The organism is Pseudomonas syringae pv. tagetis, from assembly GCF_022557255.1.
In the GTDB taxonomy this organism is placed as follows: Bacteria; Pseudomonadota; Gammaproteobacteria; order Pseudomonadales; family Pseudomonadaceae; genus Aquipseudomonas; species Aquipseudomonas caricapapayae.
Map to the genome: position 1 here is coordinate 2,219,571 of NZ_CP092923.1, position 15,267 is coordinate 2,234,837.

Consider the following 15,267-nt stretch of genomic DNA (forward strand, 5'->3'; position numbering starts at 1 on the left):
CCCCAGTGCAACAGTTGCTTGACTCCGTTAAATCGCTGTCCGCCCGTGAACGCAAGGCGCTGGCGGTCCTGCTCAAGCGTCAGGGGGTGAATCTCTACGGGGTCACGCCGATCGCTGCGAGGGAGACGCAGGCACCGTCAGCGCTCTCCTATGCGCAGCAGCGGCAATGGATCATCTGGCAACTGGAACCGCACAGCGCGGCCTACAACATTCCGCTGGCGCTACGCCTGCATGGCGCGCTGGAGGTCGAAGCGTTGCGGCGCAGTGTTGAACAACTGATCGAGCGTCACGAAACCCTGCGTACGACCTTCGAGCAGCAGGGCGACGAGGCAGTGCAGGTGGTGCATCCCGCTGCGGCCTTTGCATTGAGCGTCGATCAACTGGCGGCTGGCGAGACCATTGAACGCTGGGTGGACCGTCACGTGCAACAGCCGTTCGATCTGCAAAACGGGCCATTGCTGCGGGTCAGCTTGCTCAAGCTGAGCGCGCAGGAGCATGTACTGGTGCTGACCCAGCACCACATTGTCTCCGATGGCTGGTCGATGCCGATCATGGTCGAAGAATTGATGCAGTTCTATCAGGCCGCCAGCCTCGGTCGCGACATCGCACTGCCAGTGCTGCCGATTCAGTACGCTGACTACGCGCTCTGGCAACGCAACTGGCTGGAAATGGGCGAGCAGGAGCGCCAGCTGGCGTACTGGACGCAACAACTGGGCGAGCAACAGCCGACGCTGGAACTGCCTGCCGATCGGCCGCGCCCGGCCCTGCGCAGTTACGACGGTGCGCGCCTGAGTGTCGAACTGGGTAACGCGTTGCTGAACAATCTCAAGGCGCTCGCGCGTCAGCAGGGCGTCACGCTGTTCATGCTGTTGCTGGCTTCGTTTCAGACGCTGCTGCATCGCTACACAGGTCAGGCCGATATACGCATCGGCGTGCCCGTCGCCAACCGCACCCGCAGTGAGACTCAGGGGCTGATCGGCTTTTTCGTCAATACCCAGGTGCTCAAGGCCGACTTCGATACGCAAACTACCGTGACCGGGTTGTTGCAGCAGATCAAACACACCGCCGTGCAGGCCCAGGCTCATCAGGACCTGCCATTCGAGCAACTGGTCGAAGCCCTGCAGCCGGAGCGGGACCTGAGCCGCAGTCCATTGTTTCAAGTGGCCTACAACCATCAGAACGAAGGCCACAACGAAGCCCTTGAGCTGGCAGGACTGCGCCTGGAATACCAGGTATCCGACAAGCACACCGCGCAGTTCGACCTGACCCTGGACACCTGCGAGCGCCCGGGTGGCCTGACGGCCTCGTTGACCTACGCCACCGACCTGTTTGACGCCGCGACGATCGAGCGCATGGCCAGCCACTGGCGCAATCTGTTGAACGGCATGTGCAGCAACGTCAATCAGCGCATTGCCGACCTGCCGCTTTTGAGCGTCGAGGAGCGGCAGAACACCCTTCGCGACTGGAACCGCAAGCTGGCGGTCTACCCGAGTGAGCAGTGCGCGCACTCGCGTATTGAAGCCCGTGTCCAGCGCACGCCGCAGGCCATTGCCCTGAGTTGTGCTGACCAACAACTGAGCTACCAGCAACTCAATCAGCGTGCCAACCAACTGGCCCACAAGCTGCGCGAGCAGGGTGTCGGCCCCGACGTTCGGGTGGGGCTGGCCGCCGAGCGCGGTCTGGACATGATTGTCGGTCTGCTGGCAATCCTCAAGGCGGGTGGCGCATACGTGCCGCTGGACCCGGATTACCCGCAGGATCGCCTGAGCTTTCTGATGCAGGACAGCGGTATCGAATTGTTGCTGACCCAGAGCCGTTTGCTCAGTCAGTTGCCGATTCCTGCGCACGTTCAGACACTGGATCTGGCCGATACGCTGGACGGTTACAGCACGGAAAACCCGCTCAACCAGACCACGCCGGACAACCTGGCCTACGTGATTTACACCTCGGGTTCGACCGGCAAGCCGAAAGGCACGTTGCTCACCCACCACAACCTGATGCGTCTGTTTACCGCCACCGACGACTGGTTTGCGTTCAACGAAAAAGACGTGTGGACGCTGTTCCATTCGTTCGCCTTCGACTTCTCGGTCTGGGAGATTTTCGGTGCGTTGCTGCACGGGGGACGACTGGTGATCGTGCCCCGCGAAGTGACCCGTTCGCCGGAAGATTTTCACGCGCTGCTGGTCGAACAGCAGGTCACGGTGCTTAACCAGACGCCGTCGGCGTTCAAGCAACTGATGCGTGTGGCGTGTGATTCGCCGTTGCCGATGCCGTTACAAAAAGTCATTTTCGGCGGCGAAGCGCTGGACGTTGCCAGCCTGAAACCCTGGTTCGAACGGTTTGGCGATCAGGCACCGCAACTGATCAACATGTACGGCATCACCGAAACCACGGTTCACGTGACCTACCGACCGATCACGCTGGCCGACACGCACAATCCGGTCAGCCCGATTGGCGAAGCGATCCCCGATCTGTCGTGGTACGTGCTGGACGCCGATTTCAACCCGGTCGCCCAGGGATGCAGCGGTGAACTGCACATCGGTCACGCTGGTCTGGCGCGCGGCTATCACAACCGCGCCGCACTGACTGCCGAGCGCTTTGTGCCTGATCCGTTTTCCAGTGACGGCAGCCGCCTGTACCGCACCGGCGACCTGGCCCGGTACCGGTCTGCCGGAGTGGTCGAATACGCCGGGCGCATCGACCATCAGGTCAAGATCCGCGGCTTCCGCATCGAGTTGGGTGAAATCGAAGCGCGACTGCAAGCGCACCCGACCGTTCGCGAAGTCATCGTGCTGGCCCTGGACGGGCAGTTGGCGGCGTATCTGGTGCCGACCGAGCCTGATCAGGATCAGCAAACCCTGCGTGAAACGCTGAAAACCGGACTCAGGGCGAATCTGCCGGAGTACATGGTGCCGACCCATTTCATCGTCCTCGACAAGATGCCGCTGACCGCCAACGGCAAGCTGGACCGCAAGGCGTTGCCTGCACCGGATGCCAGCCAGTTGCAGACGACCTACATCGCTCCGCAGGGCGAGCTGGAGCAGCAACTGGCGGCGATCTGGGCCGATGTGCTCAAGATCGAGCAGGTCGGACGCGCTGACAACTTCTTCGAACTGGGTGGGCATTCCTTGCTGGCCACTCAGGTGATTTCGCGCATTCGTCAGCAACTGGCCGTCGAGCTTTCGTTACGCGACCTGTTCGAAGCGCGTGATCTGGCGGCATTCGCCCACGCGGCGGGCGAGGGTCAGGGCAACGACGTTCCGCGCTTCATCAAGGCTGACCGCACTCAGCCACTGGGTCTTTCCTATGCGCAGCAGCGTCAGTGGTTTCTCTGGCAGCTCGATCCTGAAAGCACTGCTTACACTATTCCCGCGGCCCTGCGCCTGAGCGGCTCGCTGGACATCGCCGCGCTGGAGCAGAGCTTCAGCGCGTTGATCGCTCGTCACGAAACGTTGCGCACGACCTTCCGCCAGGACGGCGAAAGCGCGGTGCAGATTGTTCATCCGGCACGCGCCTTGACCCTGACGGTCGAGACCGTGCATGCCGGTCAGGCTCTCGAGGCCTGCCTGCAGCAGGAAATGCAGCGTCCGTTCGATCTGGAGCAAGGGCCGCTGTTGCGCGTTCGTTTGCTGAATCTTGCGACCGACGAACACGTGTTGATTCTGACCCAGCACCATATCGTCTCCGATGGCTGGTCGATGCCGATCATGGTCGATGAGCTGGTACGTCTGTACGAAGCCTTCAGCCAGGGCCGCGGGGTGATGTTGACCCCACTGGCCATGCAATACGCCGACTACGCGCTGTGGCAGAAGACCTTGATGGAGGCTGGCGAGCAGGACCGCCAATTGGAGTACTGGAAACAGCAATTAGGTGCTCACCAACCCATTCTGGAGCTGCCCGCCGATCATCCGCGTCCGGTCGTGCAGAGCCACGCCGGTGCGCGCCTGGCGGTCGAGCTCGAGCCGGGGTTGATCGACGATTTGAAACAGGTCGCGCGACAACAGGGCGTTACGCTGTTCATGCTGTTGCTGGCCTCATTCCAAAGCCTGCTGCACCGTCACAGCGGTCAGTCGGATATCCGCGTCGGTGTGCCGATTGCCAACCGCACCCGTGCGGAAACCGAAGGCCTGATCGGTTTCTTCGTCAATACGCAGGTGTTGCGCGCCGAGTTCGATCTGCACACGACCTTCAACGAACTGCTGCAACAGGTCAAACACACGGCGCTGCAAGCCCAGGCGCATCAGGAGTTGCCTTTCGAGCAGTTGGTCGAAGCCCTGCAGCCGCAACGCAGTCTCAGCCACAGCCCGTTGTTCCAGGTGATGTTCAATCATCAGAGCCAGGCCAGCACCGCCATTCGCGAGCTGCCCGGTCTGCAGGTCGAAGCGCTGGTGTCTGACCGCTACCCGGCGCAATTCGACCTGACCCTGAATACCGCCGAACACGACGGTGGCCTGAGCGCTGGCCTGACTTACGCAACGGCCTTGTTCGACAGCGGCACCATCGAACGTATGGCCGGGCACTGGCTGGCGTTGTTACGGGCGTTGTGTGCCAATGCCGCTCAGCGCATCGCTGAAATCCCTATGCTCGACGCTGCCGAACGGCAGCAGTTAGTCCGCGACTGGAACGCCACGGCTGCCGAGTTCCCGAGCGAGCACTGCCTGCACAGCCTTATCGAAACCCAGGTGCTGGCCACACCGGACGCCCCGGCGCTGATCTTTGCCGGCGAGCAATTGAGCTACGCGCAACTCAACGCCCGCGCCAACCAGCTTGCCCATCGCCTGCGTGAGTCGGGTGTCGGCCCGGATGTGCTGGTGGGTATCTGCGTCGAGCGCAGCGTGGAGCTGGTCATCGGCCTGCTGGCGATCATCAAGGCTGGAGGCGCTTACGTGCCGCTGGACCCGGATTACCCCGAAGAACGACTGGCCTACATGATGCAGGACAGCGCTATCGGTTTGTTGCTGACCCAGCGCGCATTGCTGCAACGCCTGCCGGTGCCGCCGCAGGTGCAGAGCCTGTGCCTGGATCAGGACACCGACTGGCTGGCAGCCTGCAGCACCGCCAACCCGGTCAACCTCAGTCATCCGCAGAATCTGGCTTACGTGATCTACACCTCGGGTTCGACCGGCAAGCCCAAGGGCGCGGGCAACAGTCATCGGGCGCTGGTCAACCGTTTGCACTGGATGCAGAAGGCTTACGGGCTGGAAGGCAGTGATACGGTCCTGCAAAAGACGCCGTTCAGTTTCGACGTGTCGGTCTGGGAGTTTTTCTGGCCATTGCTGACCGGCGCACGTCTGGCGGTGGCGCTGCCGGGTGATCATCGCGACCCGGACCGGCTGGTAGAGAGCATCCGCGAGCACCGGGTCACGACCCTGCACTTTGTGCCGTCGATGCTTCAGGCGTTTCTGACCCATCCACAGGTAGAAAGCTGTAACAGTCTGCGTCGTGTGGTGTGCAGCGGTGAAGCACTGCCTGCCGAACTGGCCGGTCAGGTGCTCAAGCGCCTGCCGCAGACCGGTCTGTACAACCTTTATGGCCCGACCGAAGCGGCCATCGACGTCACGCACTGGACCTGCACCACGAACGACGTGCTCAGCGTACCGATCGGCCGGCCGATCGATAACCTGAAAACCCACATTCTCGACGATGGCTTGCTGCCTGCCGCACAAGGCGTGGCGGCAGAGTTGTACCTGGGCGGTGTCGGTCTGGCGCGGGGTTATCACCAGCGTGCGGCGCTGACGGCGGAACGCTTTGTGCCGGACCCGTTCGATGAGCAGGGCGGCGGACGGCTGTACCGCACCGGCGATCTGGCGCGTTACCGCGACGAAGGGGTGATCGATTACGCCGGGCGTATCGACCATCAGGTGAAAATCCGTGGGCTGCGCATCGAACTGGGTGAAATCGAGGCTGGCCTGCTGGAGCACGACAGCGTTCACGAAGCCGTCGTTATCGACGTTGACGGCCCGTCGGGCAAGCAGTTGGCGGCGTATCTGGTGGTTGAACAGGGTGTCGATCACCTGCGCGATGCACTCAAGATGCATCTCAAGGCGTCGCTGCCGGATTACATGGTGCCCACGCATTTCATCGTGCTGGACAGAATGCCACTGAGCGCCAACGGCAAGCTGGATCGCAAGGCGCTGCCAAAACCGGACGCCGGGCAACTACAGCGCCAGTACGTCGCACCGGCCTCCGATCAGGAACGGCAGATGGCTGCTATCTGGGCGGACGTGCTGAAAGTCGAGCGGGTTGGATTGACCGACGATTTCTTTGAGCTGGGCGGCCATTCGCTGCTGGCGACGCAACTGATTTCCAGAATCCACACCGGCCTGGGAGTCGACATTCCATTGCGCCTGATCTTCGAGAAACCGCAATTGAACGATTTTATTCAGGCTTTCGCCAGCAGCGGCCTGTCGCTGACCGAGGACGGCTTGTCCGATATTGAAAAAATGATGAATGAAATGGCGGGTATCTGACATGGACAAGTCTGCAGCAGAGCGTATCGCCCAGCGTTTCGTCGGTTTGCCCGTTGAGCAGCGCCGTCAGATTCTGAACAAGATGAACGAGACCGGGCAGAGCTTCAAACTGCTGCCCATCGCCGTGACCCGGCATGATGCCGCGCGTATCCCGCTGTCCTACGCCCAGCAGCGCATGCTGTTTCTCTGGCAGATGGAGCCGGACAACGCTGCCTACAACGTACCTATGGCGGTACGTCTGAACGGCCCGCTGGATCGGCAGGCACTGAGTGCAGCACTGGACGAACTGGTCCGACGCCACGAAACCCTGCGCACCCGTTTTGTTTCCGATGATGGCGCGTTTTATCAGGAGATCCTTCAGCAGGCGACAGTCACCCTTGAGTTCGCCCCGGTCGAGCCGGCCGATATCGAAGATCAGGTGCGTGTCGAGCTGCAGAAGCCCTTCGACCTGCTGAGCGGCACGTTGCTGCGGGTCAAACTGTTCCAACTGAGCGAAACCGGGCACGTCCTGACAGTGTGCATGCATCACATCGTGTCCGATGGCTGGTCCGGAGAAGTGCTGATTCGTGAGTTTGTGCAGCTGTATCAGGCGCAGATTTCCGCGCAGCCGGCGCAATTGCCCGCGCTGGCCATTCAGTACGCCGATTATGCGATCTGGCAACGCGCCTGGCTGGAAGCCGGCGAGGGCGAGCGGCAACTCGACTACTGGAAACAGCAACTGGGCAGCGAGCACCCGTTGCTGAGCCTGCCGCTGGATCACCCGCGTCCGCTGCAGCCGAGTCATCGTGGCGCGAGGGTGCGCGTCGACGTCCAGGAGCCATTGTCCCTACAGCTGAAAACCCTGGCGCGCAACAGCGGCCAGACTCTGTTCATGTTGACCCTCGCCGCGCTTTCGGTGGTCCTGTCGCGCTTCAGTGGTCAGGCCGATATCCGCATCGGCGCGCCCAACGCCGGGCGCACGCGCAGCGAGCTGGAGGGCCTGATCGGCTTCTTCATCAACACCCAGGTGTTGCGTGTGCAGGTGGACGAGCGGCAGCGCTTTACCGAACTGCTGGATCAGGTCAAACGGGTGGTGACGCAGGCTCAGTCGCATCAGGAGCTGCCGTTCGAACATCTGGTGGATGCGTTGGCACCGGAGCGCAATTCGGGTCATAACCCGCTGTTCCAGTTCAAGATCAACCAGCATGTGCTGGCTGCAGATGACAGCGGACAACGTGTATCGGGCCTGACGGTCGATGAGTTTCCGATTGGCAGCAGTGATGCGCGCTTTGATCTGGCGTTCGACTTTACCGACACGCCCACCGGGATACGCGGTTATTTCACCTATGCCACCGACCTGTTCGAACCGCAGACCATCGAACGCATGGCTGATGCATTGCGCGCTGTGCTGCAAGCACTGGTTGCGGACACTGACCGGCGTCTGGCCGATCAGCCGCAAGCGGTGTCGCTGCCAGTCGCTGAGCACTCCTCTGATTTTGCCTGCAATGACTTCCTCAGCCTGTGGCAACAGGGCCTGCACAGTGGGCGTGACAAGCCCGCATTACGCGTGGGCCGGCAGGTGCTGAGCTTTGACGAGCTTGAACAACGCAGTAACCGGTTCGCCCGCTATCTGCACACGCAGGACATCAAGCCGGGCATGACCGTCGCGTTGTGCCTGGACCGCTCAGTGGAATGGGTGGTCAGCCTGCTGGCGGTGCTGAAACTGGGGGCTGTGTACCTGCCGCTGGACAGCGCTCAACCCGCCGAGCGCCTGCAACAGCTGGCCCGCGACAGTGGTGCCGTGTTGCTGGTCCACGCGAACGCTGACGACAAGGCCGCCCGGTTGGGCGTGTGCCCGGTGCTGGCGTTCGATGCCGCGCTGTGGGCCGATCTCGACAGCCAGGCGCTGGGTATTCAGGTCCTGCCCGGGCAACCGGCCTACATCATCTACACCTCCGGCTCCACCGGGCAGCCCAAGGGCGTGGTGATCAGCCATGGCGCGCTGGCCAACTATGTTCAGGGCGTGCTCGAGCGCCTGGCTCTGACGCAAGGGGCGAGCATGGCGATGGTGTCGACGGTCGCTGCCGACCTGGGCCATACCCTGCTGTTCGGTGCGCTGGCATCCGGCAGGACATTGCATTTGCTGTCCCATGAACAGGCATTCGACCCCGATGGCTTCGCCCGCTACATGGCCGACCATCAGGTTGACGTGCTGAAAGTGGTGCCGAGCCATTTGCAGGGCTTGCTGCAAGCCGCCAGGCCAGCGGATGTGCTGCCGAATCAATTGCTGATTCTGGGTGGCGAAGCCAGTTCCTGGGCGTTGATCGAGCAGGTGCGTTCGCTGAAGCCTGGCTGCCGGATCGTCAATCACTATGGCCCGACCGAGACCACGGTCGGCGTCCTGACTCATGAAGTGACCGAGCGCATGAACGCCTGCCGCAGTGTGCCGGTCGGTCAGCCACTGGCCAATGGCAAGGCTCGGGTGCTGGATGCCTATCTGAATCCGGTCGCCGAGCGAGTGGCCGGTGAACTGTACCTGGGCGGTCCTGGGCTGGCACAGGGCTATCTGGGCCGTGCGGCGATGACTGCTGAGCGCTTTGTGCCGGACCCGGATGCCGATGGCCAGCGCCTGTACCGTGCAGGCGACCGTGCGCGTTGGGTGGACGGCGTGCTGGAATACCTGGGGCGTGCGGATGATCAGGTGAAAATTCGCGGTTACCGGGTTGAGCCTGGTGAGGTCGGCCGGTGGCTGCAGGCGCTGGAAAACGTGGCCGAAGCGGTGGTGCTGGCGCAGCCGCTGGAAAGCGATGAAACACGCCTGCAACTGGTGGCCTATTGCGTTGCGGCAGCCGGTACGCGCCTGAATGTCGACAGCCTGCGTGAGCAACTGGCTGCGCGCTTGCCCGAATACCTGGTGCCCGCACACATCGTGTTGCTGGAGCGTCTGCCTGTGACTGCCAATGGCAAGCTCGACAAGCGCGCCTTGCCCAAGCCCGGCGTCGTCAAACAGCGTTATACCGCGCCGGTGGGCGAGATCGAGGAAAAGCTCGCCGCCGTCTGGGCCGACGTATTGAAACTGGAGCAGGTCGGCAGCACCGACAACTTCTTCGAACTGGGCGGCGATTCGATTCTCAGCCTGCAGATCATCGCCCGTGCCAAGCGCCAGGGCATCAAGCTCAGCCCCAAGCAGTTGTTCGAAAAACAGACCATCGGCCAGCTGGCTTCAGTAGCCAGACTGATCCAGAAAAAGCCCGCTGCCGGGGCGGAGCAGGTCAGTGGTTCGCTGCCGCTGCTGCCGATTCAGGCGCGCTTCTTTGAACTGGACATCCCCGAGCGCCAGCACTGGAATCAGGCGTTGATGCTCAAGCCGCTGCAAACGCTGGATGCGATTCACCTGCAGGCCGCGCTCGCCGCGCTGATCGAACAGCACGACGCGCTGCGTCTGGGGTTCACGCAGCAAGACGGCCAGTGGCAAGCTGCCTTCGGCACGCTGAACGCTCGCGAGCTGCTCTGGACGCACGCGCTGGACAGTGCCGAGCGCCTGACCGAGCTGGCTGACGAAGCACAACGCAGCCTGGACCTGAAAAACGGTCCGTTGTTGCGTGCCGTGCTGGTCAACCTGCCGCAGGGCGAGCAACGCCTTTTGCTGGTGATTCATCACTTGGTCGTCGACGGTGTGTCGTGGCGGGTGCTGCTGGAAGACCTGCAACAGGCCTATGTCGCCATTGCAGCAGGCCAGCCATTGGTGCTGCCAGCGAAAACCACATCGCTGCAACGCTGGGCCGAGCATTTGCAGGCCTATGCGCAAAGCGCGTCACTGGAGCAGGAGCTGAATTATTGGCAAACCCGGTTGCAGGATGTCAGCGACGCTTTGCCCTGCGATCATCCGCACGGCGCCCAGCAGCAGAAGCACGCGGTTTCAGTGGTCACGCAACTGAATGGCGAGTTGACCCGGAAATTGCTGCAAGACGCCCCGGCGGCCTATCGCACGCAGATCAACGATCTGTTGCTGACCGCGCTGGCGCGAGTGGTCAGCCGCTGGACCGCGCAGCCACATGCACTGATTCGTCTGGAAGGGCATGGTCGCGAAGACCTGTTCGACGCGCTGGACATCACTCGTACAGTGGGCTGGTTCAGCAATCTGTACCCGGTCAGGCTCACCCCGCAGGCCACCCTGGCCGACTCGATCATGACCATCAAGGAACAGTTGCGCGCAGTGCCCGATAAAGGCATCGGTTACGGCGCGTTGCGTTATCTGGGCAGTGAATCGGCTCGCCAGACCCTGCAAGCGTTGCCGCTGGGCAGCATCGTGTTCAATTACCTGGGGCAGTTCGACGGCAGCTTTGATGCACATGGCGCGTTGTTCACGCCCTCGGCCGACAGCAGTGGCGCGTCACAGAGTGCCCATGCGCCACTGGCCGCTCCGATCAGCATCAATGGCCAGGTGTATGGCGGTGAATTGCGCCTGAGCTGGACGTTCAGCGGCGCGGTATTCGAACGTGACACCTTGCAACGGCTGGCCGATGAATATGCCGTTGAACTGCAACAACTGATTGCCCATTGCACCGCCGAAGGCGTGGCCGGCGTCACGCCTTCGGATTTCCCGCTGGCACGCCTGAGCCAGTCGCAACTGAGCGGTTTGCCGATCCCTGCCGGACAGATCGAAGACATCTATCCGCTGGCCCCGATGCAGCAGGGCATGCTGTTCCACACCCTGTTCGAGCAGGAAGCGGGCAACTACATCAACCAGATGCGCATCGAAGTCAGTGGCCTGGACGTGTCCCGTTTCCGCGCCGCCTGGCAGGCCACGCTGGATGCCCACGAAGTGCTGCGCAGCGGTTTTGTCAGCCATCTGCAGCAATCGCTGCAAGTGGTGTTGCGTGATGTCAGCATGCCGTTTGTCGAACTGGACGCACGCGAGCACTCAAGCGAGTGGATTGACGATTGGGCGAATGCCGATCGCCAGCAGGGTTTCGATCTGGCCCAAGGGCCATTGCTGCGCCTGGCCGTGCTGCGCACTGGCGAGCAAAGTCATCAACTGGTCTACACCAGCCATCACATTCTCATGGACGGCTGGAGCAGCTCGCGTCTGTTAGGCGAGGTGCTGCAACGCTACAGCGGCCAGACGCTGCCAAGGCAGGTCAGCCGTTATCGCGACTACATCGAGTGGTTGCAACGTCAGGACGCCGGGCTCAGCGAACGCTTCTGGACCAACCAGCTTGCCGAACTGGACGAACCGACCCGGCTGGTTCAAGCGTTCAAAGCGCCCGAGAACGGGCAGGGGCATGGCGATTACCTGCAACTGATCGACGCCGACAGCACCCGCCAGCTGAGCGAGTTTGCCCGTGAGCAGCGCGTCACCCTCAACACGCTGGTGCAGTCGGCCTGGCTGCTGGTGCTGCAACGCTACACCGGCCAATCCAGCGTGACCTTCGGCGCAACCGTAGCTGGACGTCCGGCTGAGCTGCCGGGCGTCGAAGAGCAACTGGGGCTGTTCATCAATACACTGCCGGTGATCGCCAGCCCACGCCCGGAACAGCGGGTGGCGGACTGGGTGCAGCAGGTGCAGGCGAAGAATATCGCCCTGCGCGAGCATGAGCACACACCGTTGTACGACATTCAGCGTTGGGCACGTAGCGCTGGCGAAGCGCTGTTCGACACTATTCTGGTGTTCGAAAACTATCCGGTGTCCGAAGCCTTGCAACAGGCCGCGCCACCGGGGTTGGAATTCGGCGGCCTGCACACCCAGGAGCAGACTCATTACCCGCTGACCCTGGTGGTCAATCTGGGCGAAACCCTGTCGTTGCGCTTCAGTTACGCCCGTCAGTTTTTCAGCGAGCTGCACATGGCGCAGTTGTCGGCGCATTTCCAGCAGGTTTTGCAGGCATTGGTACGTGATCCGCAGGCGACGATTGGCGAACTGGCGCTGTTGAACGTCACGGAGCAGCAACAGGTATTGCGTGACTGGAACGCCACGGCTGCCGAGTTCCCGAGCGAGCACTGCCTGCACAGCCTTATCGAAACCCAGGTGCTGGCCACGCCGGACGCTCCGGCGCTGATCTTTGCCGGCGAGCAATTGAGCTACGCGCAACTCAACGCCCGCGCCAACCAGCTTGCCCATCGCCTGCGTGAGTCGGGTGTCGGCCCGGATGTGCTGGTGGGTATCTGCGTCGAGCGCAGCCTGGAGCTGGTCATCGGCCTGCTGGCGATCATCAAGGCTGGAGGCGCTTACGTGCCGCTGGACCCGGATTACCCCGAAGAACGACTGGCCTACATGATGCAGGACAGCGCTATCGGTTTGTTGCTGACCCAGCGCGCATTGCTGCAACGCCTGCCGGTGCCGCCGCAGGTGCAGAGCCTGTGCCTGGATCAGGACACCGACTGGCTGGCAGCCTGCAGCACCGCCAACCCGGTCAACCTCAGTCATCCGCAGAATCTGGCTTACGTGATCTACACCTCGGGTTCGACCGGCAAGCCCAAGGGCGCGGGCAACAGTCATCGGGCGCTGGTCAACCGTTTGCACTGGATGCAGAAGGCTTACGGGCTGGAAGGCAGTGATACGGTCCTGCAAAAGACGCCGTTCAGTTTCGACGTGTCGGTCTGGGAGTTTTTCTGGCCATTGCTGACCGGCGCACGTCTGGCGGTGGCGCTGCCGGGTGATCATCGCGACCCGGACCGGCTGGTAGAGAGCATCCGCGAGCACCGGGTCACGACCCTGCACTTTGTGCCGTCGATGCTTCAGGCGTTTCTGACCCATCCCCAGGTAGAAAGCTGTAACAGTCTGCGTCGTGTGGTGTGCAGCGGTGAAGCACTGCCAGCCGAACTGGCCGGTCAGGTGCTCAAGCGCCTGCCGCAGGCCGATCTGTACAACCTTTATGGCCCGACCGAAGCGGCCATCGACGTCACGCACTGGACCTGCACCACGAACGACGTGCTCAGCGTACCGATCGGCCGGCCGATCGATAACCTGAAAACGCACATTCTCGACGATGGCTTGCTGCCTGCCGCACAAGGCGTGGCGGCAGAGTTGTACCTGGGCGGTGTCGGTCTGGCGCGGGGTTATCACCAGCGGGCCGCGCTGACGGCGGAACGCTTTGTGCCGGACCCGTTCGACGAGCAGGGCGGCGGACGGCTGTACCGCACCGGCGATCTGGCGCGTTACCGCGACGCGGGGGTGATCGATTACGCCGGGCGTATCGACCATCAGGTGAAAATCCGTGGGCTGCGCATCGAACTGGGTGAAATCGAAGCGCGTCTGCATGAGCATGCTGCGGTGCGGGAAGCCAACGTGATCGACATTGACGGGCCTTCCGGCAAGCAACTGGTGGCGTATCTGGTGCCGACCGAGGCGGGTCAGCCAGCGGATGTTCTGCGCGAAGCCTTGCAGGCGCACCTCAACGCTCACGTGCCGGATTACATGGTGCCGACACACTTTGTCGTTATCGATGTGATGCCGCTGACCGCGAACGGCAAACTGGATCGCCGTGCTCTGCCGAAACCGGACCTGGTCCGGTCACAGCAGGGGCATGTCGCGCCACGCACGGAATTCGAGCAACGACTTGCTGCGTTGTGGGAGCAGGTGCTGCAGGTCGAGCGGGTAGGGCTCAACGACAACTTCTTTGCCTTGGGCGGGCATTCCCTGCTGGCGGTTTCGCTGGCGGGCAGGATCCGCGAAACCTTCGATATCTCCATAAAGCTGCATGATTTCCTGCTGATGCAGACCTTGGGAGAGTTGGCTGATTTCATGCGCGCCGATGAGGCCCGGGTCAAGTCGGCCGTCATCGCCATGAACGCCAGCCGGTCCGACAACACGCCGCTGTTCTGCCTGCCACCGGGCGGCGGTGGCACGTACTCCTATTACCCGCTGGCGGGCAGATTGAGCGACAGTCGCCGGGTTTACGGGCTGGTCAACAAGGCTTATGTCGTGCCGGGCTGGTTCGATGCGTCATGGCAGGAAATGGTCGATTACTACGTCGAGCAGATCCGCATCACCCAGCCAAGCGGGCCTTACAACTTGCTGGGCTGGTCGATGGGCGGCGCACTGGCCATAGAGGTTGCGCATGTGCTTGAGCGTGAGGGCGACGCGGTGAGCTTTCTCGGGCTGGTCGACACCCAGTTGCCTGCATCGGTCGGGATGCAATGGGTCGAAGAGGCGCCGGAGGTGACTACCCAGAAGCAAGGCGAAAACTACCAGCGCAGCCTGATCAAGAGCCTGCAGGCATTTGTGCCGGGCTTGCAGGAAGAATCGATTGTGGGTCTGATCGAAACTGCCCGCAAGTCGGTGTCCAGCGAGGCTGAAGTCATCGACCGGGTAGTTGACAGCGTTGCGCTGGAGGCCGGGATGAATGCCGATAACCTGCGCAGTATCTTCCGGGACATCGCCGTGCAGGACGAAATCGAAACGGGCTACCAATTGCTGGAAGCCAACGCAAAACTCAGCCAGGCATTCACGTTGAAAACACTCAATGTACAGGCCGATTGCTGGTGGGCCGGGCAGAGCCGCGCGCCAGGGCAGATTGCCAGAGCTGAAGCGGTACTGCTTGAACAGTGCTCGGTGAACGGGCTGCGCAGCTCGACAAAGGTTGATCAGCGTCATGACAACGTGGTGATTGCCGAGGCGTTTCTGGACGGAGTGATGGTGCAGATGGCGTGATGCGGTGCGTTCCCGCTTGTGGGCGTGGACCGGGCGCCGCTCTGTTTTTGTGGGATCTGCTGGGAACCGGCAGTAAGTAGGGTGTTCACAACACCTCCGTGGGAGCGGACTTGTCCGCGAAAAGGCCAGTACATTTTCCGAAAATGCGTCGTCTGAAACATCGTC

The 15,267-nt window shown here is 62.1% G+C and carries 2 protein-coding genes; both read left to right on the forward strand.

The features are described 5' to 3' along the window. The first annotated feature begins 5 nt into the window (after positions 1 to 5). On the forward strand, positions 6 to 6,470 hold the full coding sequence (locus tag MME58_RS10050) for a non-ribosomal peptide synthetase (RefSeq protein WP_241409125.1): 6,465 nt from the start codon (positions 6 to 8) through the stop codon (positions 6,468 to 6,470). A gap of 1 nt (position 6,471) precedes the next feature. Then, positions 6,472 to 15,102 (forward strand): amino acid adenylation domain-containing protein, encoded by an 8,631-nt coding sequence (locus tag MME58_RS10055; RefSeq protein WP_241409126.1) that lies wholly within the window; start codon positions 6,472 to 6,474, stop codon positions 15,100 to 15,102. Positions 15,103 to 15,267: the final 165 nt, after the last annotated feature.